This is a genomic window from Microbispora sp. H10836 (assembly GCF_012999525.1).
Taxonomy (GTDB): domain Bacteria; phylum Actinomycetota; class Actinomycetes; order Streptosporangiales; family Streptosporangiaceae; genus Microbispora.
The window spans coordinates 524,713-548,027 of sequence record NZ_JABBWU010000001.1 but is presented as its reverse complement, the minus strand read 5'-3'; the positions used below and the strand labels follow the sequence as shown (position 1 = coordinate 548,027).

The 23,315-nt window shown below is 69.1% G+C and carries 21 protein-coding genes; 11 read left to right on the top strand and 10 right to left on the bottom strand.

Annotation, left to right across the window (positions count from 1 at the left end; all coding sequences use genetic code 11):
• Positions 1-8 precede the first annotated feature (8 nt).
• Positions 9-2,894: an AfsR/SARP family transcriptional regulator gene (locus HHX30_RS02540; protein WP_169978894.1), complete on the bottom strand. Its 2,886-nt coding sequence runs from the start codon at positions 2,892-2,894 to the stop codon at positions 9-11.
• A gap of 1,359 nt (positions 2,895-4,253) precedes the next feature.
• On the opposite strand from HHX30_RS02540, the gene HHX30_RS02535 reads away from it, so the two are divergent.
• From HHX30_RS02535 to HHX30_RS02525, 3 genes are all read left to right on the top strand, one after another.
• Complete coding sequence (locus HHX30_RS02535) at positions 4,254-5,546, top strand: helix-turn-helix domain-containing protein (protein ID WP_169978892.1); 1,293 nt, start codon at positions 4,254-4,256, stop codon at positions 5,544-5,546.
• A 185-nt stretch (positions 5,547-5,731) separates the two neighbouring features.
• Positions 5,732-6,298: a copper resistance CopC family protein gene (locus HHX30_RS02530; RefSeq protein ID WP_169978890.1), complete on the top strand. Its 567-nt coding sequence runs from the start codon at positions 5,732-5,734 to the stop codon at positions 6,296-6,298.
• A complete protein-coding gene (locus tag HHX30_RS02525; RefSeq protein WP_311922046.1) occupies positions 6,295-8,289 on the top strand; it encodes a cytochrome c oxidase assembly protein in 1,995 nt (664 codons plus the stop codon). Before HHX30_RS02530 ends, HHX30_RS02525 begins: the two co-directional genes overlap by 4 nt.
• Before the next feature lie 80 nt (positions 8,290-8,369).
• Here HHX30_RS02525 and map read toward each other — a convergent pair whose 3' ends face one another.
• Positions 8,370-9,218 carry a type I methionyl aminopeptidase gene (gene map, locus HHX30_RS02520; protein WP_169978888.1) on the bottom strand — a complete coding sequence of 283 codons (849 nt, stop codon included), beginning with the start codon at positions 9,216-9,218 and terminating at the stop codon, positions 8,370-8,372.
• A 42-nt stretch (positions 9,219-9,260) separates the two neighbouring features.
• Here map and HHX30_RS02515 point away from each other — a divergent pair, with 42 nt between their 5' ends.
• Positions 9,261-9,437 (top strand): hypothetical protein, encoded by a 177-nt coding sequence (locus HHX30_RS02515; RefSeq protein ID WP_169978886.1) that lies wholly within the window; start codon positions 9,261-9,263, stop codon positions 9,435-9,437.
• Positions 9,438-9,555: 118 nt separating this feature from the next.
• On the opposite strand, the gene HHX30_RS40485 is transcribed toward HHX30_RS02515, so the two are convergent.
• Positions 9,556-9,951, bottom strand: coding sequence for a hypothetical protein (locus HHX30_RS40485; RefSeq protein ID WP_211591440.1), 396 nt, complete (start codon positions 9,949-9,951; stop codon positions 9,556-9,558).
• A 104-nt stretch (positions 9,952-10,055) separates the two neighbouring features.
• Between HHX30_RS40485 and HHX30_RS02500 the strand changes: the two genes are divergently transcribed.
• The gene (locus HHX30_RS02500) at positions 10,056-11,015 is read left to right on the top strand and encodes a LysR family transcriptional regulator (protein WP_169978885.1); all 960 of its coding nucleotides are present in this window, start codon (positions 10,056-10,058) and stop codon (positions 11,013-11,015) included.
• A gap of 36 nt (positions 11,016-11,051) precedes the next feature.
• Here the strand turns inward: HHX30_RS02500 and HHX30_RS02495 are convergent, their stop codons facing one another.
• Positions 11,052-11,630 carry a hypothetical protein gene (locus HHX30_RS02495; RefSeq protein ID WP_169978883.1) on the bottom strand — a complete coding sequence of 193 codons (579 nt, stop codon included), beginning with the start codon at positions 11,628-11,630 and terminating at the stop codon, positions 11,052-11,054.
• A 131-nt stretch (positions 11,631-11,761) separates the two neighbouring features.
• On the opposite strand from HHX30_RS02495, the gene HHX30_RS02490 reads away from it, so the two are divergent.
• Positions 11,762-12,910: a lipase family protein gene (locus HHX30_RS02490; protein WP_211591439.1), complete on the top strand. Its 1,149-nt coding sequence runs from the start codon at positions 11,762-11,764 to the stop codon at positions 12,908-12,910.
• Positions 12,911-13,112: 202 nt separating this feature from the next.
• Here the strand turns inward: HHX30_RS02490 and HHX30_RS02485 are convergent, their stop codons facing one another.
• From HHX30_RS02485 to HHX30_RS02470, 4 genes are all read right to left on the bottom strand, one after another.
• The gene (locus HHX30_RS02485; RefSeq protein ID WP_283246660.1) at positions 13,113-13,526 is read right to left on the bottom strand and encodes a lasso peptide biosynthesis B2 protein; all 414 of its coding nucleotides are present in this window, start codon (positions 13,524-13,526) and stop codon (positions 13,113-13,115) included.
• Between the two features lie 5 nt (positions 13,527-13,531).
• The gene (locus tag HHX30_RS42455; RefSeq protein WP_169978881.1) at positions 13,532-13,804 is read right to left on the bottom strand and encodes a PqqD family peptide modification chaperone; all 273 of its coding nucleotides are present in this window, start codon (positions 13,802-13,804) and stop codon (positions 13,532-13,534) included.
• 38 nt (positions 13,805-13,842) lie between these two features.
• The gene (locus tag HHX30_RS02475) at positions 13,843-15,633 is read right to left on the bottom strand and encodes an asparagine synthase-related protein (RefSeq protein ID WP_169978879.1); all 1,791 of its coding nucleotides are present in this window, start codon (positions 15,631-15,633) and stop codon (positions 13,843-13,845) included.
• 102 nt (positions 15,634-15,735) lie between these two features.
• Positions 15,736-15,861 carry a keywimysin-related RiPP gene (locus HHX30_RS02470; RefSeq protein WP_169978877.1) on the bottom strand — a complete coding sequence of 42 codons (126 nt, stop codon included), beginning with the start codon at positions 15,859-15,861 and terminating at the stop codon, positions 15,736-15,738.
• A 551-nt stretch (positions 15,862-16,412) separates the two neighbouring features.
• Here HHX30_RS02470 and HHX30_RS02465 point away from each other — a divergent pair.
• Entirely contained in the window at positions 16,413-18,182 is a 1,770-nt protein-coding gene (locus HHX30_RS02465) for an ABC transporter ATP-binding protein (protein WP_169978875.1), read from the top strand.
• Between the two features lie 61 nt (positions 18,183-18,243).
• Here the strand turns inward: HHX30_RS02465 and HHX30_RS02460 are convergent, their stop codons facing one another.
• A complete protein-coding gene (locus HHX30_RS02460) occupies positions 18,244-18,918 on the bottom strand; it encodes a response regulator transcription factor (protein WP_169978873.1) in 675 nt (224 codons plus the stop codon).
• Positions 18,915-19,769 (bottom strand): sensor histidine kinase, encoded by an 855-nt coding sequence (locus tag HHX30_RS02455; protein WP_169978871.1) that lies wholly within the window; start codon positions 19,767-19,769, stop codon positions 18,915-18,917. The genes HHX30_RS02460 and HHX30_RS02455 overlap by 4 nt, the downstream gene beginning before the upstream one ends.
• A gap of 132 nt (positions 19,770-19,901) precedes the next feature.
• Between HHX30_RS02455 and HHX30_RS02450 the strand changes: the two genes are divergently transcribed.
• The 4 genes from HHX30_RS02450 to HHX30_RS02435 all read left to right on the top strand — a co-directional run bounded on the left by HHX30_RS02450 (position 19,902) and on the right by HHX30_RS02435 (position 23,251).
• A complete protein-coding gene (locus HHX30_RS02450; RefSeq protein ID WP_169978869.1) occupies positions 19,902-20,606 on the top strand; it encodes an ABC transporter ATP-binding protein in 705 nt (234 codons plus the stop codon).
• On the top strand, positions 20,603-21,367 hold the full coding sequence (locus tag HHX30_RS02445) for an ABC transporter permease (RefSeq protein ID WP_169978867.1): 765 nt from the start codon (positions 20,603-20,605) through the stop codon (positions 21,365-21,367). The genes HHX30_RS02450 and HHX30_RS02445 overlap by 4 nt, the downstream gene beginning before the upstream one ends.
• On the top strand, positions 21,364-22,134 hold the full coding sequence (locus HHX30_RS02440) for an ABC transporter permease (RefSeq protein WP_169978865.1): 771 nt from the start codon (positions 21,364-21,366) through the stop codon (positions 22,132-22,134). Before HHX30_RS02445 ends, HHX30_RS02440 begins: the two co-directional genes overlap by 4 nt.
• A gap of 451 nt (positions 22,135-22,585) precedes the next feature.
• Entirely contained in the window at positions 22,586-23,251 is a 666-nt protein-coding gene (locus tag HHX30_RS02435; RefSeq protein ID WP_169978863.1) for an LmbU family transcriptional regulator, read from the top strand.
• Positions 23,252-23,315 lie beyond the last annotated feature (64 nt).

Below are 23,315 nucleotides of genomic sequence, written 5' to 3'. Positions count from 1 at the left end.
GCGTGGCGTCAGCGGATCGACGTGAGGTGAGCCGGAGGGGGCTGGGCGGAGTCCGAACGGGGGAAGGCCGCACGGATGGCCCGCAGTTCGGCCTCCACCTCACGGAGTTCCTCGTCCCCGGATGACTGTGCGATCGGCAGCGCCTTCCGGGTGCAGGCCAGGGCCTGCTCCGGTTCGCCGAGGAGGCGGTGTGCTCTGGCGAGCAGGGTGAGGGACCGGCACTCGTAGACCCGGTGGCCGATCTCGATCGCACATCGCAGGCCGCGCTCCAGGTGGGACCTCGCCGTGAGTGCGTCGTCGCGGTCCAGGTGCAGCTTGGCGAGCATCACCAGAGCCGCGCTCTCCTGGTAGCGATCCCCTGCGGCGTGGGCGAGCGCGAGCCCTTCGCCGATCAGGTCCATGGCCTCGGCCGAGTCCCCCAGCTCCTCGCAGGCCCTTCCTCCGATCAGCAGCGAATGACGCTCACCGACGTCGGAGCCGATCTCCCTGGCGATCGTCCGCTGTGTCTCGGTGCACTCGCGTGCCTGCGCGTACTGCTTGAGAGTCAGGTAAGTGACAGCCAGGTTGCCCAGCGCTCGCATCTCGCCGAACCGGTCCATCAGCATGCGTCTCAGTTCCAGCTCGGCCCACTGGTGCGGCATGGCGTCGGAGGCCTGGCCGGTGTGAAGCAGGGCGGCGGCGAGCTGACCGTGCGCCAGGGACATCAACTCCAGGTCGCCGACTCGCTCGCCCACAGCCAGCGCCTGTCTGCTCAGGTCGAGGTGCTCTCGGCGGTACGCGCTCCTCGACAGCTGCCAGTACAGGGCGAACCCGACGTAAGCCCCCCTGCGCGCGATGTCGTCGTCCTCGCTCACCAGCGCCTGCGACGCGGCCGCCACGGCGTTCGCCAGCTCCTCCTCCAGCCAGTTCCTGGCCTCGCCGGGAGAGGCGAGCGCGAGGGGGCGCTGCGGCACGGCGGGCCAGGGGAGCTGCACGCGGTGCGGGTCCAGCACGGTGCTGGCCCGCCATGCTGTCGCGCCGTAGAACCCAAGCGCTCGCAGGAGGGCGCCCGCGCGGGCCTCGGGCGCGAGGCGGGTTTCCGCCAGCTCGATCGTGTAGAGGCGCACGAGGTCGTGCATGCGGAACCGGCCGGTGCCCGCGGCCTCCAGCAGATGCGCGCGTACCAGGCGGTCGAGCGCGCGCTCCGCGGCGTCGGCGGGCTCGTCCACGAGGGCGGCCACGACGTGCGCCGTCACATCCGCCACATGGAGAAGGCCGAGATGGCACAGGACCCGCGCCGCCAGCCGGTCGAGGACGGCCTTGCCGTGGGCGAGGCTCTCGTAGCTGAGTTCGAGGCTGGAGCGCACGGCGGTCTTGCCCGCCTCCAGTTCGTGCAGTGTCCGCCGCCGGTCCTCAAGCCGGTCGACCAGCTCCGCGGGCGTCCACTCCGGCCGGTCCACGAGCCGTGCGGCGGCCAGGCGGAGAGCCAGCGGCAGCCCGCCGCACAGGTCGGCCAGCCGGCCCGCAGCCGGGTCGGCCGCGATCCGCTCGGCCCCCACGAGCTTCGCGAGCATGGTGACGGCCTCCGACCGCAGCATGCTGCCGAGGACGAGCTGGACGCAGTCGTCGGTCACCGCGAACGACTCCCGGCTCGTGATCAGCACGCTGGTGCCGGCCGGTAGACCCAGGAGAGCGCGTACCTGCTCGGGCCCCGCCGCGTCGTCGAGCAGGATGAGGGTCCTGCGGCCCTCCAACCGGTCGCGCAGCATGGCGGCGGCCTCGTCCACATCGGACGGTACGGCCTCGCCGGGCAGTCCCAGGGCGCGCAGGAGCCTGCCGAGCACGTCGATCGGCTTGAGCCGCTCCACACCTGGAGTCGACCCCAGGAGATTCACATAGAGCTGGCCGTCCGGGAACGCGTCGACGGCGGCGTGCGCGGCGTGGACCGCCAGGGCGGACTTTCCCGCTCCCGGGGCGCCGGTGACGGCGACCACCGCCTGCGGGGGCGCGCCGTCCCAGGGGGCGAGCAGCGATCGCAGGCGCACCCTCTCCTCCGGCCGGCCGACGAAGCAGTTCACCGCGCGGGGCAATTGGCGCGGAGGGCGCGGGGGCGGGGCATCGGCGCCGGCCGCCCGCTCGCCCGCCGGCGTGGGCGAGGGACCCGCCTGCCTGAGCGAGGGATCGGCCCGCAGGATCAGCTCGTACCGTTCCCGCAGCGTCTCGCCGGGATCGACCCCGAGCCGCTCCGCCAGGAGCCGCTTGACGTCCATGTACGTGTGCAGGGCGTCCGCCTGCCTGCCGCACCGGTAGAGCGCGAGCATGAGCAGGTCACGGGCGCGCTCCCGAAGGGGAGCCTCGCCGACCAGTTCGGTCAGGGCGGCCGCCGCCTCCTGGTGCAGGTTCAGGCGGAGCAGCGCGTCGGCGCGATCCTCCCGCGCCGCCAGGCGCAACTCCTCGAGGCGTGCCCGCTCCGCCTCGGCGAACGGACCCGGTACGCCGCACAGGGCGGGGCCCGACCAGCACCCCACGGCGGCGTCCAGCGCGCGAAGGCAGCCGCGCAGGTCGCCGTCGCCGTCCAACCGGCGGGCCTCGGCCAGACGGCGCCCGAAGTCCTCGACGTCCACCTCGACCGGCCCGCGGGCCAGGACGTAGCCGCCCGACCGGGACAGCAGGACCGAGTAGGAACCTCGCCGGCCCCCCTTCGGCTCCAGTACCCGCCGCAGCCCGGCGACATAGGTGTAGACGCTCTGCTCGGCGGTGTTCGGCGGGCGCTCCCCCCAGAGCCCGCCGATCAGGGCCTCCTTGGTCACGACCTGCCCCATCTGCGCGGCGAGCACGCACAGGGCCGCGCGCTGCAGAGGAGGTCCGAGGTCGACGCTCCGTTCGTCGCGCCACGCGGCCAGGGGCCCGAGCATCCGCAGGCGGCAGGGTGAGTACGCGGACGTTTTACGCTCATTCGCGCTATCCATACGTATGAACTCCACCTGGTAACGGCGTAGATGCAACCTGTGGATGACCGCGATCGGGCGAAATGCCGCTCCCGTGCCCGGTACACGCCATGAGTCGCCGCTGCACTCGTCGCAACTGCACCCCGGCGGTTCCCCCCAAAACGGCGGCTTCGCGATGGCATCCCCGTGTTCGCCGGTCATCGGGCACGCCGTCGGGCCTGTTCCGGCAGAGCATCAAATATGCCATCTCCCATCTAGATATTGTCTAGACGCGCCGGATAATCCGCGGGTTCCAGTTGGCCCGGAATTTCCTACTCGCGGGTAAGCCCGCCTGTCGCATCCTTTTGACCTGCCCGGATGTCCGGAGGCTTACAGGTGGCGGTGCGGGGAGGCCCGGTGCCGTGGCGAGTGACACCGGCGAAGGCCGTCCCGCCGTAGATCGCATTCGCCGCGTCGAATGCCGCCCCAGGTGCCCGGATCCGGCGCTGACCTGCCTCTGTTCCGGACCGGCCGGTCGTTCGTCGTGCCCGCCGGTCGCGGGACGGACGCCGCCGGTCGTACGGACGCGAGCGCGGGCGGAGGGCTCCGCACAGGCGGCCCCTGTGAGGGGCTGACGTGTAGGGATGCTTTCTCGGGGATCGCGGACCGGCCTGCCGAACGCCGTCGAAGATTGGGCCGGCGGCCGCCTCCACTGTTCTCGTGAAGGCCGGCGCGGGAGAGGCCGGGCACGCGCCGCGGCATCACGCCCTCTGCGCGATCCGGGCGCGCGTCCCCGCGGACATTCGCGCTCGTTGCGCGGCTTTCACAAGGCAGCCGCACATGGGAATCACGGTGGCCGATAAAAGTCAACGGATTCCTTCTGATCGGCGCCCCGCCTGGATCGGACGTTTGAAATCGCAGCCGTTGAGCGAATTTCCTCCGAAACAGGAAAGGTGCCGATGTCGTTACGGGATTCGACTTCGGGGGCCGCCCTTGTCGGAAATTCTGACCCGGACTGTGAGCGGAGCCTGTCAAGAACGCCGGCTCGGTTCCCCGCTGATCAATCGTCCGCCGCCGGGCGACCGGGTGGACAGTAGTTCCCCGGCGGCAGGGTCGTCCGCCGGGGACGGCCCGTCCCGCTCAAGCAGCAGCTACGTGGTTCAGCAGCAGCCGTTGTCGAACGCGTATCGCTGCAGAGGAGACGGGGCGGCACTGTTGGCCGTAGCATTGCCACCAACGGTCACAAGGGCCAAAATCAGGGCGGTAAGTAGATACGAGGTTGGGCGGCGCACGGTGGATCTCCCATCAACTCGGACTGCCAGGCCTACAATATTTCAGGAGTTGCCAATGGCCGCGCAAGATCTGGTCGGACAGCGCATCAAGGCGATACGGCGGCAGCGCGGGCTCTCGCAAGCGCAGTTGGCCCATCCTGAACTTTCCGACAGTTACGTATCACTCATCGAGAGCGGCAAGAGGACGCCGACGCCGGCCGTTCTCGAACTGCTCGCGCAGAAGCTCGACTGCTCGCTCACCTACCTCGTCAACGGCGTGACGGCCGAGCAGATGGAGGACCTCGAGGTCGGTCTCAGCTTCGCGCGGATGGCGCTCGAGAACGGCGAGGTCGCCGAGGCCCGCCGCAGGTACGCCGAACTGCTCGCGGACAACAACCTGCTGGGTCTTACCGCGCTCCGGGTGGAGGCCCGCTACGGGTACGCCCTGGCCCTGGAGGCGTGCGGCGAGCTCGGCGAGGCGATCTCGGTCCTCAACGAGCTCAACGGCTCCGAGGCGGAGGCGATGCCGCAGGAGCGCAAGATCGCCGTGGCGTTGGCGCTGTGCCGGTGCCACCGTGAGCGGGGTGACTTCTCCGCCGCCGTGCACGTGGGCGAGCAGACGCTCGCCGCCTTCGCGCGCAGCGGCTGGACCGACGAACTGGTCGAGCTCGGCGCCACCCTCCTGCTGGCGTACATGGTGCGCGGGGACATGCTGCGCGCGGGCCACTTCGCGAACGAACTGCTGGCGGCCGCCGAGACCCTCGGCACGTCCCGGGCGACGGTGGCGTCGTCCTGGAACGCGGCGCAGGTGCTGGAGAAGATCGGCAGGGGCGAGGAGGGCATGACGCTCCTCGAACGAGCGCTCGCCTTCCAGTCCGAGAACGGCGAACCCCGCAACCTCGCCCGGCTGCGCCAAGCCTACGCCTCCATGATGCTGCGGGTGCGTCCCGAGGAGGCGGAGCGGGCACGGGAGCTGCTCCTGCGGGCACAGCGGGAGCACGAGGCCTCCGCCACCAGCGCCTTCGACCGGGCGCGGACCGCCTGCGTCCTCGCCTGGGCGGAGATCGTCCTCGACCGCCCGGACGGGGCCGTCGACCACCTCAGGGACGCGCTGGCGCACGTGCAGCACACCAAGAGCGGCCTCCTGGCCGGCGCCAACCTTCTGCTCGGCCAGGCGCACTTCCTGCTCCACCAGGACGGGGACGCCGCCGCGGCGCTCGACCTGGTCACCGGTTGGCTGGAGGATGCGCCGCAGACCCTGAAGGCCGCCGAGGACTGGATGAACGTGGCGGAGATGCGGCGGCGCATCGGCGATGACTCGCAGAGCGTGGCCGCCTATCAGCGCGCCCTCGCCTGCGCCGGGCTGTAGGCGCGATCGCGCCCGCTCGTACCGGAGCCGGGGGAGGCGCGGCCGGGCCGCCTCCCCGCGGGCTCGCGGAAGACCGGCGTTCTCCCGAGCCCCACGGCCGCCGGGGTTCCCCTCGGTCCGTGATCGTGCTGTACCGGAGGTCTGGGGTACGGACCGGAGCCCCGCGTCGGTAGCCTGGGGGTGTCATGAAGAGACCCTTCCTCGCCGCCTTCGCCGCGCTCTTGGCGGCTCTCCTGCTGTGTGCCGCGCCGGTCCTGCCGGCTCAGGCGCACACCTCGCTCAAGAGTAGCGACCCGCAGAAGAACGCCCAGGTCAAGACCTTGCAGAAGGTCACGCTCGAATTCGCGGACTCCGTTCAGTTCCCGGTCGTGGTCGTCCGCGGCGAGGACGGCAGGCGCTACGAGCAAGGCGCGCCGGCCGTGGACGGGCCCAAGGTCGCCCAGGCGGTGACCGAGCCCGTGCCCCCTGGCCGCTACACGATCGCGTGGCGAGTGGTCTCGCCCGACGGCCACCCGCTGGAGGGCGAGATCCCGTTCACCGTGATCGGCGACCAGTCGCTCGGCACGGCGACCTCGGCCGCCGCTCCCGGGGAGCCCGCCTCCGCGGCGGCGCCCTCCACGGCCGCGACGGCGCGGGCCACCGAGGCCGGAAGCGCCGGGCGGACGGGTGTGCCCGGCTGGATCTGGGCGGTGATCTTCGGGATCGCCGGCGTCGGCATAGGGATGTTCCTGAGCCTGCGGAAGAAGCCGTGAGCAGGGCGGTGCGCCTGACCGCCGCCGCGCTCTGCGCGGCCGTGGGCGCGCTCGTCATCGCCATGGTGCTCGGCGGCGCCGCGACGCCGCGGATCATCCCCGGCCTGCCCGACGAGGGTACCCTCACCCGCTGGATGCTGCCGCTGTCCAAGCTCGCGATGGACGTCTCCGGCGTGCTGACCGTCGGGCTGCTCGCCGCGGCCGCGGCGTTCCTGCCCAGCGACAAGGGCCTGCTCGGCAAGTCCGCGCAGAGCTACGTCAAGGGCGCGTCGTGGTCCGCGCTGGCCTGGGCGGTGGCCGCGGCGGTGGCGCTGGTCTTCAGCCTGTCGGAGACGCTCGGCATGCCGGTGGGGGAGGTCCTCGCCGGGAACGAGCTCACCAGCTACGCCAGCCAGGTGCCGCAGGGCATCGCGCTGACCCTGGTCGTGCTGTTCGCCGTCGCCATCGCGTTGTTCGCCCGCGGCGCGATCACCGCCGGTGCCGCCGCGGGGCTGCTGGTCTTCGCGCTGGCGACGCTGCTGCCGCCCGCGCTCACCGGGCACTCCTCCTCCTCGCCCAACCACGGGCTGGCCACCACTTCGGTGGCGATGCACCTGCTCTTCCTGGCGCTGTGGGTGGGCGGCCTCGGGGTGGTCTGCATCCACGCGCTGCGCCGGCAGCCGCTCCTGGACGTCGCCGCCGCGCGCTTCTCCCGCATGGCTCTGTGGTGCTTCGCCGGGGTCGGCGTCTCCGGGCTCGCCGCCGCCGCCTCGCGCCTCACCTCGGTCGGCGAGCTGTTCACCTCGAACTACGGCCTGCTCCTGCTGGCCAAGATCGTCGCGTTCGCCGTGCTCGGGTTCTTCGGCTGGCGCCACCGCGGCCGTACGCTGCCGCGGCTGTCGGCGGGGGAGCCGCACGCCTTCCTCCGCCTCGCCCTCGGCGAGGTAGTGCTGATGGGGGCGACGATCGGCCTCGCCGTGGCGCTGTCCCGGACCGCCCCGCCGCCAGTCGACACCCCGGTCGACCGTGCGTTCGAGCTGCTCGGTTACCTCGTGCCGCCGCCGATCTCGCTCGGCAACCTGGTGACGCTGTGGTGGTTCGACCTGTTCTTCGCCGTCCTCGCCGCCGTCATGGCCGGTCTGTACGGCGCGGGGGTCGTCCGGCTGGCCCGCCGGGGCGACCGGTGGCCCGTGGGCCGCACGGTCAGCTGGTATCTCGGCGTGGTCATCCTCGTGCTCAGCACGCAGACCGGTGTGGCGCGCTACGCGCCGGTGCTGTTCAGCGTGCACATGACCGAGCACATGGTCCTGTCGATGCTGGTCCCGATCTTCCTGGTGCTCGGCGCGCCGGTGACGCTGGCGCTGCGCGCGCTCAAGCCCGCCGCCCGCCGGGGCGACCGGGGACCGCGCGAGTGGATCACGGTGATCCTGCACAGCAGGGTCGTGAAGTTCGTCAGCCATCCCGCGATCGCCACCGCGATCTTCGTGGTGTCGACGTTCGCCCTGTACTTCACCCCGCTGTTCGCCGCCGCGATGGAGGAGCACCTCGGTCACATCGCGATGACCGTGCACTTCCTGCTCAGCGGCTCCCTGTTCTTCTGGGTGATCATCGGGGTGGACCCCGCGCCGCACAAGCTGCCCCACTACGGGCGGCTGCTGCTGCTCATGGTGACCATGCCGTTCCACGCGTTCTTCGGGATCGCCCTGATGAGCATGGGCACGGTGCTCGCGTCGTCCTACTACGACCAGCTCGGGCGCACCTGGGGCGCCTCCTCGCTGACGGACCAGCAGTCCGGCGGCGCGATCGCCTGGGCGTTCGGTGAGATCCCCACGCTGATCGTGCTGCTCGCGCTCGGCTACCAGTGGTGGCGCGACGACGAGCGCGTCGCGCGCCGGACGGACCGCCGCGCCGACGCCGCCGCGGCCAAGTCCGGCGGCACCGGGGACTCGGAGCTGGACGCCTACAACGACTATCTGGCGAAGCTGAACAAGCGGGACAGGGCCGCGGAGTAGGCCCCGCCGGCTCCGCCGGCGGCGATCGGTGCGCGATGAGCCGCGCGGCGCCACGCCGGGACAGGCGAGGCGCCGCCACGCTAGGGCAGGGTCAGGATCTCGTGCCCCGTCTCGGTCACCACGATCGTGTGCTCGAACTGGGCGGTGCGCTTGCGGTCCTTGGTCACCGCGGTCCACCTGTCCGGCCAGATCTCGTAGTCGATCGTGCCGAGCGTGAGCATGGGCTCGATCGTGAACGTCATCCCCGGCACGAGGGTCACCGACAGCGAGGGATCGTCGTAGTGGGGGACGATGAGCCCGGAGTGGAACGAGGTCCCGATGCCGTGGCCGGTGAAGTCGCGGACGACGCCGTAGCCGAAGCGCTTGGCGTACGCCTCGATGACCCGGCCGACGATGTTGAGCTGCCGGCCCGGCACGACCGCCTTGATCGCCCGCATCATCGCCTCGCGGGTCCGCTCGACCAGCAGGCGGGACTCCTCGTCGACCTCCCCGACCAGGAAGGTGGCGTCGGTGTCGCCGTGCACGCCGCCGATGTAGGCGGTGATGTCCACGTTGACGATGTCACCGTCGCGCAGCACGGTGTCGTCCGGGATCCCGTGACAGATCACCTCGTTGATCGACGTGCACAGCGACTTCGGGTAGCCGCGGTAGCCGAGCGTCGAGGGGTAGGCGGCGTGGTCGCAGAGGAACTCGTGGCCGATCCGGTCGAGTTCGTCGGTGGTCACGCCGGGGGCGACGTGCTTGCCGACCTCCTCCAGCGCCTGCGCGGCGATCCGGCCCGCGATCCGCATCTTCTCGATGGTCTCGGGGGTTTTGACGTCGCTGTCGCCCTTCTTGGGCTCGGCCTTCCCCACGTACTCGGGGCGGGGGATGTGGGCGGGAACCTTACGGGTGGGCGAGATCCGCCCGGGGCGGAGCAGCGTGGTCATGCCGCCAAGTCTAGTTGCGCGTCAGGGGGGCACGATTATGGCGTGAGCGATCAATGGTGGTTCTGCCTGAAGCACATGACCGTCGAGCCCGAGAAGGGCTGCCCGAACAAGGACCGGCTCGGCCCCTACGACTCCCGCGACGCCGCCGCCCAGGCCCTGCAGACGGCGGCCGAGCGCAACAAGCGCTGGAGCGAGCAGGACAAGGAATGGGACGACTGATCCCCTGACCCCCTCCCCGGACCGGCGCTTCCGTCGTCTTCTCCCCGGCTCCGATCCGCTCTGTCTCCCGGGGCCGGGCCGGGGACGCGCGCGGCGCCTGTGAGGCGTGACCGGGGGCTCAGCCGATCGCGGCTATGCCGTGCTCGCCGGGCCGGCCGGTGCCGTCCGTCGTGCCCTCCTGGGCGGCGGCCCAGGCGCCTGCGGCCGGTGTCGCAGTGCCTGCGGCCGGTGTCGCGGCGCCTGCGGACTCGGCCGCGTGCCGGCGGGCTGCCGCTCGGCGGGCGACGAACCGGCCGAGGGTCCACACGCCGATGCCGCTCCACACCAGGTTGAGGATCGCCGAGGGCCAGGCGGAGTGGTACGCGCTGTTGATCATCAGGGTGACCGCCCCGCCGAAGTTGAGCAGCTGGTAGGGCAGGCCGTCCCCGGACATCCTGCCGGACGACACCATCGCGTACGCGAGCAGCAGGACGACGGCGCCCGCGGTGCCGATGATCGTGATGAACGTGGACATCAGGACGGCTCGCCGTCCACGGAAGTGGTCATGCTGCGATGATCCTGCCCATGAAGAGTGAAGAGCAAGTGAAGGATTCTTAATCCACACATAAGATCCGCTGTATGGATATCGACCCGCGGCGGCTGCGGATCCTGCACGAGGTGTCCCGCAGGGGCGGCGTCATGAAGGCCGCCCAGGCGCTGCACCTCACGCCCTCGGCCGTCTCCCAGCAGCTCGCCCAGCTGGAACGGGAGGTCGGCCTCGCGCTGTTCGACCGATCACAGCGCAGGGTCACGCTGACTCCCGCGGGCCGGGTGCTGGCGGCGTACGCCGAACGCATCGAGGAGCAGCTCGCCGAGGCCAGGCATGAGCTCAACCGCTTCGCCGAGAGGCTGTCCGGGCCGGTCACGATCGCGGCGTTCCCCACCGTGATCCGGCATCTGCTCGTCCCCGCCCTGCGCGAGCTGGCCGTACGGCACCCGCGGATCACCCCCGTGATCCACGAGTTGTTCGGGCCGGGCGCGGTGCAGGAGCTACGCCTCGGCGGCGTGGACCTGGTGGTGACGGAACGGGACATGAGCCAGCCCGCCGCGTCCCTGCAGTCGATGTCCCGGCACCGCCTCCACGACGACGAGTACCGCATCGTCGCCCCGCCGTCGTGGGACAGGGTGCCCGCCACGGTCGCCGACCTCGTCGACCTGCCGTGGGTCGCCGGCGTGCCCGACCAGGCGTGCGGGCAGGCGCTCGAACGGCTCGCCCAACTCCACGGGTTCGTCCCGCGCCGCGTGCACCTGATCGCGGAGTTCCCGCCCGTGCTCGGGCTGGTCTCGGCGGGGCACGGCGTGGCGATCGTGCCGTCGCTGGCGCTGCTCGACGTGCCACCGGGCGAGGTGGTCGTCACCGGCATCCGCGGCGTGGGCAGCCGCAGGATCGAGGCGCTGACCAGGGTGAGCCGCACGACGTCGGGGGAGCCCGACCCCATGCAGGCCGTGGTGATCGAGGTGCTGCGCGAGGCGGCCGAGGCGGTGGACCGGCGGGTGGGCGAGCTCAGCCGTGCCCCGCTCGGTCCGCCCGCGTCCTGACCCGCCGCCGGGCGCCGGGCACCTCAGTCGCTCACCTCAGTCGCTCACCTGGGGGCCGGTGATCCGGTCGGCCAGGCGGGCGAGGCGCTCCCGCAGGCCGAGCCGCCGCAGCTCTCCGGCGGCGCTGCTCACCAGGTGCTGCGCCGCGTCGAAACTCAGGACGGCCTCCCCGGCCGGTACGGCGATCGCGTCGTGGGCCAGCGACTCCAGCTCGGGGTCGCCGCCGTCGACGGCGAGAATCGTGGCGCCGCTGCGGCGGGCGTCGTCCACCCGCTCCAGCAGGGGCACGGGCGCCCGTTGCTCGGCGACCACGAAGAGCGTCTCGCCCCTGCCGGTGCCGCGCAGGCGCTCCATCCCGACCCGCAGGTGGGCGGGCGCGCCGGGCGGCGGCGCCCAGCGGACGAGCGTGGGGGAGAGCTGGGCGAGCCCCGACAGCCGGGCCTCGTCCGCGAGATGGGCGGTGACGTGCCACGGCTCGTCCTCGGGGGTGCCGACGACGAGGAGCCCCCCGGCCGACCGGGTGGCCCGCAGGGCCAGGCCGAGCTCCCGGGTGCGTTCGACCCATCCGGTGGAGGCGAGCACTTCGCGCAGCAGGTTCACCGATGCGGCGTCCATGACCGCCATGGTGCCTGACACAAGCGCGTGAAGTCCCGCCAATTGGGTCCTTGACACACCGTTACCGCCGGGTAACGATCAGCCCACGGCGCCGATTTTGGAATGTGATCCAACAGCCGGAAGGCGGCTCTATGAACCTTCGCGTTCGCGCCACCCTGTCCATGATCGGGGCTCTCCTCCTGCTGCCCGCGCTCACCGGCACCGCACGCGCGACCTCCGCCGGGGACGTCGTCGAAGCCGGCCGCACGACCGTGTATCTCGTGCCCGGCAAGCTGCTGGAGGTGCCGGTGAAGGCATGGCATCTCCGCTACCGGTCCACGTCTGCCACCGGGGAGCCGAACGTCGTCTCGGGCACCCTGCTCGTCCCCGACGCCCCGTATCTCCTCGGCAAGCGGCCCATCGCCGGGTACGCCGTCGGGACGCACGGCATGGGCGACCGGTGCGCGCCGTCGGCCGCCATGGCGAACGGCACCGAGGCCGAGCTCGCCATCATGAGCCTGATGCTGCTCAAGGGCTGGGCCGTCGCGGTGACCGACTACGAGGGGCTCGGCATGCCCGGCGACCACACGTACATGGCGGGCCTGTCCCAGGGGCGCGCCGTGCTCGACTCCATCAGGGCGGCGGCGCGGGTGCCGGACGCGAACCTGTCCGCCACGGCCCCCGTCGTGGTCATGGGCTATTCGCAGGGCGGGTCGTCGGCGGCCTGGGCCGCCCAGCTCCAGCCGTCGTACGCGCCCGAGCTGCGGCTCAAGGGCGTCGCGGCGGGCGGCGTCCCCGCCGACCTGCGGGCGGTGGCCGATCACCTGGACGGCACGGGCGACTTCGGGCTCGCCGCGGCCGCCGGCATCGGGCTCGACGCCGCCTACCCGGGGCTGAACCTCGAGAGCTACCTGACCCCCGAGGGCGCGGCCCTGTTCGGGGACGCGCGCGACGACTGCGTGAGCGACCTGCGCGCCAGGTTCGACGGACGGCGCCTGGCGGACTTCACCACCGCCGACGTCATGAACCTGCCGGACTGGCGGGCCCGCCTCGCCGAGAACCGCCTCGGCGCGTCCGCGCCGCGGGTGCCGCTGTTCCTCTACCACGCCAAGGGCGACGAGATCATCCCGTACGAGGTGGGCAGGACCCTGCGCAAGGAGTACTGCGCGCGGGGCGTGAACGTCCTGTGGACCGGCCTGCCGGCCGGCAGCCACGTGCTCGGCGCGGTCGAGGGCGGCCCGCTGGCGGTCGCCTGGCTCGCCACCCGCGTCGCCGGTCTCCCCGCGATCCCGAACTGCTGACGACGACGGGAAGCGACGCGAGCCGGCCGAGCGTGGTGCTCGTCGTCCCCGGCGGCCAAGCCCGACGGCCGCCGGGGACGACGACGCCGGCGCGCAGCCCGGCCGTCGCGATGCCGGCGCCGGCGGGTCCGATCGTGGGCACGGTCATGAGTCGTCAGGGAGACCCTGAGCCGGAGCGTCGAGGATGTCCTGGCCCCTCACGTCACGACCGGGACCTCGCCTGACGAGGCCGGACGCGGGACGCGTGAACGACCGTGTAGGCCGATACCTTCTCAGGCTCGCCCACCGGCCGGCCATCCACCTCCACCCAGGCGTGCGCGGTGAACGGGTGCATCGCGAATCCGGCACGCCAATCGGGGGCGCTTCCCCGGAGGCGGCACAAGATCACGACGGCCACAGAACGCTGGAGGCATCCCTGTCCGGCGCAGCGCGGGCTCAGCGCGCACACCACGTTCCGCGCTTCGCCGGCGTCCGTCGCCGACGCGTGAGCGACGCCTCGGCAAAGGCGCGTCAGCACGGCGGCAAGACGATCTGGGGAAAGCAGGATCAACACCCGTGCGACGGTGATGGCCAGGCGCGCTTGAGCCCGGTACTTGACCGGATAGACCGTTGCCAACGTGATCAGTCCGGAGAGTCGGTGCGAATGAGGCGCGCCTCGACAAGAGCCGCGACCAACTGGTCGATGTCGGCCTTCACCCGCACGCGATCGATGTCATGAGTTTGAGCGATCGACTCGACCACTTCGGTGGCTGTGTCGCCGTCGAGCAGGCGTTTCAGCATCAAGAGTGCGGTGCCGTTGATGCGCCAGTACGCGGCTTTACGTCCGGTCCCGACCAGGACCGCTTGCCCGTCGACTTCCTGGAGCACAATGCCCTTGTTCAATTGGATAGCCACGATATTTCCTTATTTGTCGTGAAGATGGAGACGGGTGATCAATCGACTCCACGCAGCCATCGCTCCGCGGTGACCAACTTCTCAAGTTCAAGTAGCCCGATGTCGGATGCCGCTGGTTCAGCCAGAATCGGCTCGATCAAATCTCGCTGAACGAGGTCGCGCTCCACCAGACGGCTGTCCTTGAACTCGACGAGGAGCTTGTCCCGGCGGGCTCGATGCTCGGCGTAAATATCCGAGGTGAAGTCTCCCCGGCCTCTCTTGTCGTAGAATCCGCTTGGCGCGATTCCATTCATCGTGGCCGCCAGCAATGGCTTGTCGACAGAGTCGCTGATCCGGGCGGATGCCGGAGCGCGGAGCACCGCGCGCACGACGCGGCTGTCGGTGAAGGGCGCGCACCAGCGAATGTCGTACTGGCGGTACACCTCGGAGAACTGCCGGAGTATCTTGCCTTGAAAAGCGACCGACTCCACGGTCTGGTGTGCGAGCGGGTCGCGGCCCAGGGGCTCCGGCATCGACGTGGCCGCATCGGAGAACGCCTGAACGATAAGGTTTCTCGCCTTGGTCGTGATCCAACGGGGGAGAACCACCGGCGGAAACCAGGAGTACGCGTCCTCGGGCCGTGAGGGGACATCGCGCCCGATCGAGGCAGCGACACGCAGAAAATAGCTCTGATAGCTCTCCTGGGATGACGCGCCCCTGAGAAGCGGAACAAGACGCTGCTTCTGCGTGAGTTGGAATCTGCGCATACGCCGTAAGGCTGCCACGGGATTCTCGCGCCACAGAGCCCGGAACAAGCCAGGAACCACGTCGAAGAGCTCGTCGCCACCGAGGCCGGTGAAGTGAATGTGAGCCCCGGTCCGGCAGACCTCGTCCGCCAGGAGGTCGAGGTAGCCGCGGGAGGCGGCCCAGACAAGAGGACCTTCGGCGACGGAGGCCGGACTCGGGTCGGGATCCAGGTCGAACGCCGTGCTCTGTTCGGCCAGCGGCGGGAACTCGTGCAGGGGCAGCCGGAGGTCTCGGGCAACCTCGCGGGCACGGGTCGTCTCGTCATTCCATGGGCTCATGGACGACGTTCTGTAGGTCGTGAATTCCGCGCCCAGGTCCGCGAGCAGGAAACACAGGCTCGTCGAGTCCAGGCCGCCGGACAGGTCCGCACTGACGCGCCTGGCGCCGCTGTGGATCGCTCCGCCGACCACTTCACGCAGGGACGCGCGCACAGCGTCGGCCGATGACGCGAAGTCTTCGCCCGAAGCCGGAGGAGCCCACCATCGAACTGGCCGAGCCGACCCCCGCGCGTCGATCCGCAACCACTCGCCGATGCCCAGCGAGCACAGACCAAGCCACGGTGTCCGCGGAGCGAACGCGTGGATGGGCAGTGCCTTCACCAGGGAGAGTGCAAGCCACGTCTCATCGACCTGGGGCTGTGTCATCTCCCTCAGCACACGCGGGCTGTTCGAGGCGAGCGCGACACCGTGAACGATGCCCCAGAACAGCTGCCTCTGCGTGCTCAACGAGCCTTGCAGACGCTGCTGCCCGTTGGCCGAGACAAGGAGGAAGCTGTGTAGGGTGAGGCTCTTCGCGATGTCGTCGACGCGTGCGCTCGTCGAGAGGTCGTCGACCTCGGCCGCGACGACAGGGTCGCTGTTCGCTCCGGGAACGGCGATCCTCGTCCCGTCCGCCAGGTCCCGGACCGCCCAGTCCGGCAGATCGTCCGTGAGGATCCAGGGCCTTCCCGAAGGATGCCGGACGACCCCCGGCTCGACATCCCAGCCGAGACGGCCGGCGATGCGGTGATCGAGATCTCGGTCCGGTAAAGCCAGAAACTTCACGTGACGTCACCCAACCATTGGAGTTCCAGTTGCGTCGTCGGCGAGTCGGCCAAGCAAATGTGCGGGTGAGGGGAAATGAATCACCTCACCCGCACACCGGACTCACGGTGAGATGAACGTGCGCCCACCGAAGATGTCGCGGTAGTCCCACCAGGGGTAGCCGTTTGTCACTTCACGGAACCCGCCAATCTTCTCCAGGACCGGAGCGACGTAAGCCTGCTTAGCCATGTCTCTCACCTCCTTCCTAATGGAACGGGTACCAATAGATAGGCGCGTCAGCGCCTACTGACCCCCGCAATAGGCGGCAGTTGTTGTTCTCTGCCCCAAGCTTGCGGGCCGTGAGGTCACGCTAACACGCCGGCGGAGGAGCGGCCAGATTCGCGTTGAGATGTCCGATGACGGCCTCGATATTTCTCTGATTTCGACGGACCGGGCCCTCGAAGAATGAGGATGTGTGCGCGAATACCATGCGCTTCACTATCTGTCATCCCCTTTGACTCGGAGCGGAGCGCTTATCGGCATGATGCGACGGCGGTTCTGATAACGGTATGTGTCTTTCTCGATCCGCCTGGCGATGAGAGATCGGTCACATTGTCTGCGGCAGACTCCCTGTGATAGTCCGAAATCGCTCTTCCGCCGGCCTCTTGGCGCCTCATGTCATGCTGGGTCTTCCATGCGATCGGGCCGAAAGATCGAGGTTGTAGACCTCCGAATGTCGCGCGACCGCCCGTGATCTTGTTCTTCCGCTCGGACATTGAATCGTGATTGGATGGTGTGACATGCGACGTGGCGATGGAGCCCGTTCGTCGCTCCGTGCGCTGCTGGGCCTGCTGAGGGGCAATGGCGGACTTCTCGCAGCCGGGATCGTCGTCAGCCTGCTGGGAGCAGCCGCGTCGTTGCTGCTTCCCGTTGTCGTGAACCGCCTGGTGAAGGAGGTCGGCGGCGCCGGCGGGACGTCTCTGATCCCGCATGTTCTGCTGGCCTGCGCACTCCTCCTGACCGTAGGACTTCTCAGCGCGCTACAGCAGTATCTCCTCTACCGCATGGGGGAGGGCATTGTTTTCAACGCCCGGCGGAAGCTGATCCGTTCGTTGCTGCGGCTGCCGATCCGTGAGTTTGACGAGCGCCGAAGCGGCGACTTGGTGTCTCGCGTCTCCAACGACACGACAGTCATTCGCCTGGCATTGACCCAAGGCGTTCTCGCGAGTGCCGGCGGAATCGTCACCATGGTAGGAGCGCTGGCCGCACTGCTGCTGCTCGATGCCTTACTCTTCGGGCTGACGCTGGGCATAGCCGCGGTTTTCGCGATACTCACGACTGGGATGTCGCTGGGCGTCAAGAAGGCGAGCCGCGAACTGCAGGAAAGCGTCGGTCAGCTCACATCGGCGCTGAGCAGGGCGATTGTCGGTATCAGGACGATTCGTGCCGGGAATGTGACCGGTTCCGAAGAGCGGGCCATCATCCGCACCGCAGATGACGCGCGCAAGGCGGGGCTGAAGGTCGCAAGGATCACAGCGCTCCTGGAACCGATGTCGCTTCTGACCATGCAGGCCGCCGTCCTGATGGTGCTGGGAGTCGGCGGCCTCAGGGTCGCGGCCGGTCAACTCGCCATCGGCGACATGGTGTCGTTTCTCATGTACGTTTTCCTGCTGATCGCCCCGCTTGGACAGATCTTTTCCGCCTTGGGGTCCCTCGGCTCCTCGATAGGTGCGATCGATCGCATTCGGGAGATCACCGAGCTGCCGAGCGAGTCCGGCGATCACCGGGTCACGTGCACGTCCAAGGGGCGCGCAGGAGCGGCGAGCGTCACGTTCAGGAACGTCACCTTCGATTATCGGGCCGCGGCCTTGAACGGCTCCTCGCGGCGGGGCGCGCTCTCGGATGTGTCCTTTCATATCGATCCCGGTCAGCGAGTCGCTCTGGTCGGCCCTTCGGGAGCGGGCAAGACCACCGCCCTCAGCTTGATCGTGCGCTTCTACGACGCGACCTCCGGTCAAATCCTCATCGACGGCGTGGACATCGCAGGTCTTCCTCACGAACTCGTGCGTGACCGCGTTGCGTACGTCGAGCAGGACTCGCCCGTATTACCGGGGACGATTCGCGAGAATCTCACGCTCATCGCGCCGAAGGCGACGGACGCCGACTGCTGGAGTGTCCTGGACGCCCTGGAGCTCGGGGAGAGGATTCGGGTCTCGACCACGAGATTGGACACTCCGGTCGGGGAGTTCGGCGCGACCCTGTCGGGTGGAGAGCGTCAACGGCTTGCCGTCGGACGCGCGCTTCTCGCACGGCCCCGGCTCCTCCTCCTCGACGAGTCGACGGCGAATCTCGACGGACGAACCGAGATGCTCGTCCGCCGGGCGATCGCGTCGGCGGCGGACAACTGCACTCTCGTGATCGTGGCTCACCGCCTCGCGACCGTGCGAGACGCTGATTCCATCATCGTCTTGGACGAGGGCCGTGTGTCGGCGCAAGGCAGCCATGACGACCTGATGAAGGAGAGCCCGCTGTACCGGGAGCTCGCGCATAACCAGCTCCTTGTCGACTGAACGCGTGCGCCGGGTCGCTGGTCGCCGCACGTGTTCGATCACAAGAGGCCCAGGCGCGGATTCAACGTGTCGACTGGACGAGGTTGCTCTCGTAGGCCGCGATGACGAGGTGCGCGCGATCTCGTGCCTGGAGCTTGCTCAGCAGGTTGCCGATGTGGGTCTTGACGGTTTTGATCGAGATCGTGAGCCTCGCCGCGATCTCGTCGTTGGAGAGCCCGTGGCCGACCAGGGTGAGGACCTCGGTCTCCCGTTCGGTGAGACCGTCCAGGCTCCCCGGCTTCGCGACTGCCGGCTGGGCGATGTAGGCCTCGATAAGGCGTGTAAGGACTCTCGGGGCGAACAGTGACTCGCCCCGGTGCGTTCGGCGGATCGCGTCGAGGAGTTCGTCCGGGTGGGAATCCTTGAGGAGAAAGCCGCTGGCGCCGGCTTGCAGGGCGGCGCGGACGTACTCGTCGAGCTCGAACATCGTGAGAACGATGACCTTCACCGATTCAGTGCCCGGGTCGGCCATTATGCGGCGGGTGGCTGCGATTCCATCAGTGCCCGGCATTCGGATGTCCATCAGCACGACGTCGGGATGGAGCTCAGCGGTGAACTCGACCACCTCATCGCCTGTGCCCGCCTCGCCGACCACCGTCATGTCATGATTGGCGTTGATCACGACGGCTAGGCTGTGACGCAGCAACGGCTGGTCATCGGCGATGACGACGCGAATCGGGGTCTCGCGGTCACTCATGACGTCCGAGCCTCGGGTATACGGGCGGTGACGCGAAACCCGTTCTCGACGTGCTCGGCTCGAAAGGTCCCGCCGATGGCGGCGACGCGCTCCCTGAGCCCCTCGATCCCATGCCCGGCTCCCGGGTGAGGTGTCCATCCGTCCACAGGGCCTTCGTCCCATACGCTCGTGACGACCCAGTCGCCGTCGCGACGCACGTGCACGTTCGCGCTCGTGGGTCCGGCATGCCGAGCGGTGTTCGTCAGGGCCTCACGCACGATGGAGCAGACCGTGAGTTGTGCCCCGGAGCTGATGTCATCGATCTCGCCGAGCCTGAGAGTGACGGTTGGGCCCGCCCTCTCGGCATCCTCGATGATGGCCGGCAGGTCGTGAAGGGATTCCGCGGGCCGCAGAGGTGCGGTCGTGCCGGTCGAGTCACGCAGCACGTTGAGCATCCGGCGTAGCTCCGTCGTGGTCTGCCGTCCGATGCGCTCGATGTCCGACAGCGCCGCGGAGCTGTCATCCCCCGCGCCGGGATAGCGTGCCGCGCTCGCCCGGACAGTGATCAGGCCAAGGCCGTGGGAGACGATGTCGTGCAACTCGCGAGCGATGCGGAGTCGTTCGGCCTGTGCCGCGCGTTCGCCGGCCCATGCTGTCAGGCGCGCTTCGTACGCGATCCGCTGCCGGCGTGCCTGAAACAGCGCCCACACGGTGACCGTCAACGCCAGCGCGGCGATGACGACCGGGAGGACGACCGCGGCGGTACCTCCGCGGCCGACCGCGAGAAGAGCAAGCAGGAGCACGACGTGGACGGCGATGGCCAGTGGCCAGACTCGCCGACTGCGTTTCGGAAGTGCCTGACCCGGCCCCATCCCCCAAGTCTAAGGACTCGCTTGTGGATGAAGCATCAGTCCTGGGTCCGAGGGGCCCAGGTCCGAGCCGCGAGACGATGTCCGGTCTTCGGCCCGATGACTGGAGGTCATGCTCCGGGTTCACATGTGAACATGATTACGATCGACAGCCTCGTCAAGCGGCGCGGTTCCAAGGAAATTCTGAGCGGCATCAGCTTCCAGGCCCGCCCCGGAAGAGTGACCGGTTTCCTCGGCCCTAATGGAGCGGGCAAGAGCTCCACGCTGCGGATTCTGCTGGGCCTGGATCGAGCGACCTCCGGCACGGCACTCATTGGTTCTGTCCCGTTCGTACAGCTTCGTGATCCGCTTGCCACGGTCGGGGCCATGCTGGACGGCTCCGGCGCGCATCGGGCGCGGACGGGCCGGGCACACCTGCGGTGGGTGGCTCGCTCCGCGGGACTGCCGCGTGCGCGCGTCGACGAGGTGCTTGACATCGTGGGCCTGGCGAACGCCGCATCGAAGCGGGTCGGCAGCTACTCCCTGGGCATGGGGCGTCGCCTCGGGCTGGCGGCGGCGCTGCTCGGAGACCCGGAGATCCTGATCCTGGACGAGCCGGTGAACGGGCTGGACCCGGACGGGATCCGGTGGATCAGGACCTTCCTCCGCGAACACGCCGCGTCCGGCCGTACCGTGCTGCTCTCCAGCCACCTCATGGGGGAGCTCGCGGAAACAGTGGATGACGTCGTGGTCATCAACGAGGGCAAGGTCGTGGCGGATGGCACCCTCGACGAGATCACCGGCTCTTACCGCACTCTCGAGGACGCGTTCTTCGCCCTCACCACGGGTGGTGCGCCATGAGGGCGCTCGCGGCGGAGGCGTCGAAGCTCGCCTCGTTGCCGACGGTGTGGATCGCGATGGCCACCGGGGTGCTCGTGCCGAGCGTGATCGCCGCGATCACCGCGTCGTCGACCCGCGGCGCGATCACCCGCGGCGCCGCGACCATCGCCGGGGCCGACACCGGATATCAGGAACTGGCATTCGGCGTGGTTGGTGCGATCATCCTCGGTGTCGTCGCCATCAGCAGCGAGTACTTCACGGAGAGCGCGGAATCCGGAGGCGGGCGTCAGATCACCACCAGCCTGACCGCCGTTCCCGCCCGCCTCCGGTTCCTGCTCGCGAAAATCTCCGCGGTCGCGATCACCGGCGCGGTACTCGCGATCATCGCGTCAGGGACCACCATGGGCGTCATCCACGTGGTGCTCGGCGAGCACGCCCCGGCAATGGGAGCGGACGACGTTCCGCGGCTGGCCGGTGTCGTCTGCTACTGGGTGTACACCGCGCTCCTCGCCTTCGGGATCACCGTGCTCACCCGCCACGGGGTCATTCCGCTCGCGGTGCTCATCGCGAACACCTCGGTCGTCACCGTCACCTATCTGCTGACCAAGATCACTCCGCTGGCGAATTACCTGCCCGACATGGCCGGGGTCCGCATGTTCATCCGGAGGCTCGCCGACAACACCGTCGAGATCAGCCCGCTCACCGGAGGACTGGTGATGACCGCCTGGGTGGCGGTGCTGCTCGTGATCGCCGCCGTCGCGTTCACGCGGAGGGACGCATGACCGCCCCTACGACGGCGACTCGCACCCGTGGCCGGGAAGCCGCTCAGGCGCTCGCGGCGGAAATGTCGAAACTCGTGTCTCTTCCGGCGACCTGGCTGACGCTCGGAGGCACTCTGGTGGTGAATCTGATCCTCGCGATCGCGTTCACGATCGCCGGCCTCCAGGGTTCCACCGGCACCAAGAGCGCCATCGACATCGGACTGGCTTCGATCAGCTACGCGCAAGCCGGCTTCGTCATCCTCGGCGTCCTGGCAGCCTGCTCCGAGTACACCGGCGGGCAGATCCGCACCACGCTGACCGCGATGCCCCGCCGCGCCCTTCAGTTCACCGCCAAGCACCTCGCGTTGGCGATAGTCGTGTTTCCCGCAGCGGCGATCACCGCTGCGTCCGGAGTCGCGCTCACGGCTGGTGTGCTCGGCGACACCGCTGCGCCGGTGACCTCAGGTCGCGTCGCGGGGGCGCTGAGCGGTGTGACCGCGTATCTCGCGCTCACAGCGTTGATCAGCGCCGCCGTCGGTGCGCTCGTGCGCCGGACTCTTGCGGCAGTCGTCGTCCTGCTGGGGTACTTCTTCATCGTCGGACCGCTCCTGCGTGATCACACCCCTGCGGCGAAGTACCTCCCGGACAGTGCCGGATTCGCCATGTGGTTCCCGGTAGCGGACGACGCGAGTGCGGTGACACCGGCGCAAGGCGCCCTGCTCCTCACGGCTTGGACTGTCGCCCTGATCGTCGTCGTCGTATTCGGGTATCGCCGCTGGGATATGTGAAGCGCAGTCCTCAGAACCACTGGTCAGGTGGCCGGTCGGTGCCGCCGACGAGCGTGATCACGATTCGCGGCTGGAGTGCAAAGGCGCTGGGGATGATCCGGGCACCGCGGAGTTGGGGGAGTCGCCCATCGCGCCCCCCGTGTCAACAGCGTGGTTGACATTGCAAGACAATGGCGGAAATCATGCAGATGTTCTCGGCGGCCTTCATTAGCGGAAAGCGTGCTCAGGGGTGCTGCCGCGTGTCCGCGTTCCTCCTTGCTTCGCACAAATCGCTGCCGAGGAGTGCGGCCGACCAGCTCCATGACGACATGGGTAAGGGAGGTACCGCTCTCTCGCACCCTGAGATTGAGGAGCCGGCCGGGGAAAACCGGCCCTCATGCATCAGAGGCGGAGTCGAGGCCAGAACCGCCTTGGCTCTCTACGGGGTTTCAAAACCAGGGGATGATGCCCAATGGCGATGCCACTTCTCGATCCTGTCCCGAAGAAGGAAGAAGAGCGCGGGACTGCCCGCCGGGGAGTCAGCGACACGAGAAGGCATTCTCAACAGGAGAGGCTGGGGCTCGACGCGTCAGTGCGAGCGGGGAGGCTTGGGCTGCGTCTTCCAGCGGACCTGACATTCGAGTCCTGGCAGAGGATCGGCAATCAGTTATGCGTCATCGCGAACTCCTCCACCTGGTGGCTGGGCGACTGGCTTGTCTACGGTGAGGAGTTCTTCAGTGACCGGTACCGGATGGCTATCGCAGAGACGTCCTTGTCGTACAAGACCCTCCGTAACTATGCATGGGTGGCCCGTAAGTTCCCAATGTCCCGTCGACGGGACACACTGAGCCTCCAGCACCACGCGGAGGTGGCCGCCCTCCCCGAAGACGAGCAGGAGTCGTGGCTCACGCGGGCGGAGAAGGAAGGCTGGCCGCTGAGCAGGCTGCGCAAGGAGATACAAGCAAGCCGTGGCCGCGGCCAGGACGCGGACACGGTGACGGTGACCATCTCCGTCGAGGTCTCGTCGGAGCAGGAGGAGCGATGGAAGGCGGCGGCGCAGGTCGCGTCCGTCCCCTTGCCCGAGTGGATCGCCGCGACACTCGACCGAGCCGCTGTTCGGGACCGCGATACGAGATAGCTCTCGGCAGCCGGCGACGGGTGAACGAGGACGTGGCTCCCGATACCCGTCGCCGGCCGGTCCG

Excerpts from the sequence above, each read along its gene's own strand:
- HHX30_RS02540 (WP_169978894.1), bottom strand. The coding sequence starts at position 2,894 with ATGCTCGGGCCCCTGGCCGCGTGGCGCGACGAACGGAGCGTCGACCTC.
- HHX30_RS02535 (WP_169978892.1), top strand. The coding sequence starts at position 4,254 with ATGGCCGCGCAAGATCTGGTCGGACAGCGCATCAAGGCGATACGGCGG.
- HHX30_RS02530 (WP_169978890.1), top strand. The coding sequence starts at position 5,732 with ATGAAGAGACCCTTCCTCGCCGCCTTCGCCGCGCTCTTGGCGGCTCTC.
- map (WP_169978888.1), bottom strand. The coding sequence starts at position 9,218 with ATGACCACGCTGCTCCGCCCCGGGCGGATCTCGCCCACCCGTAAGGTT.
- HHX30_RS40485 (WP_211591440.1), bottom strand. The coding sequence starts at position 9,951 with ATGTCCACGTTCATCACGATCATCGGCACCGCGGGCGCCGTCGTCCTG.
- HHX30_RS02500 (WP_169978885.1), top strand. The coding sequence starts at position 10,056 with ATGGATATCGACCCGCGGCGGCTGCGGATCCTGCACGAGGTGTCCCGC.
- HHX30_RS02495 (WP_169978883.1), bottom strand. The coding sequence starts at position 11,630 with ATGGACGCCGCATCGGTGAACCTGCTGCGCGAAGTGCTCGCCTCCACC.
- HHX30_RS02490 (WP_211591439.1), top strand. The coding sequence starts at position 11,762 with ATGAACCTTCGCGTTCGCGCCACCCTGTCCATGATCGGGGCTCTCCTC.
- HHX30_RS02470 (WP_169978877.1), bottom strand. The coding sequence starts at position 15,861 with ATGGCTAAGCAGGCTTACGTCGCTCCGGTCCTGGAGAAGATTGGCGGG.
- HHX30_RS02465 (WP_169978875.1), top strand. The coding sequence starts at position 16,413 with ATGCGACGTGGCGATGGAGCCCGTTCGTCGCTCCGTGCGCTGCTGGGC.
- HHX30_RS02460 (WP_169978873.1), bottom strand. The coding sequence starts at position 18,918 with ATGAGTGACCGCGAGACCCCGATTCGCGTCGTCATCGCCGATGACCAG.
- HHX30_RS02455 (WP_169978871.1), bottom strand. The coding sequence starts at position 19,769 with ATGGGGCCGGGTCAGGCACTTCCGAAACGCAGTCGGCGAGTCTGGCCA.
- HHX30_RS02450 (WP_169978869.1), top strand. The coding sequence starts at position 19,902 with ATGATTACGATCGACAGCCTCGTCAAGCGGCGCGGTTCCAAGGAAATT.
- HHX30_RS02445 (WP_169978867.1), top strand. The coding sequence starts at position 20,603 with ATGAGGGCGCTCGCGGCGGAGGCGTCGAAGCTCGCCTCGTTGCCGACG.
- HHX30_RS02440 (WP_169978865.1), top strand. The coding sequence starts at position 21,364 with ATGACCGCCCCTACGACGGCGACTCGCACCCGTGGCCGGGAAGCCGCT.
- HHX30_RS02435 (WP_169978863.1), top strand. The coding sequence starts at position 22,586 with ATGGCGATGCCACTTCTCGATCCTGTCCCGAAGAAGGAAGAAGAGCGC.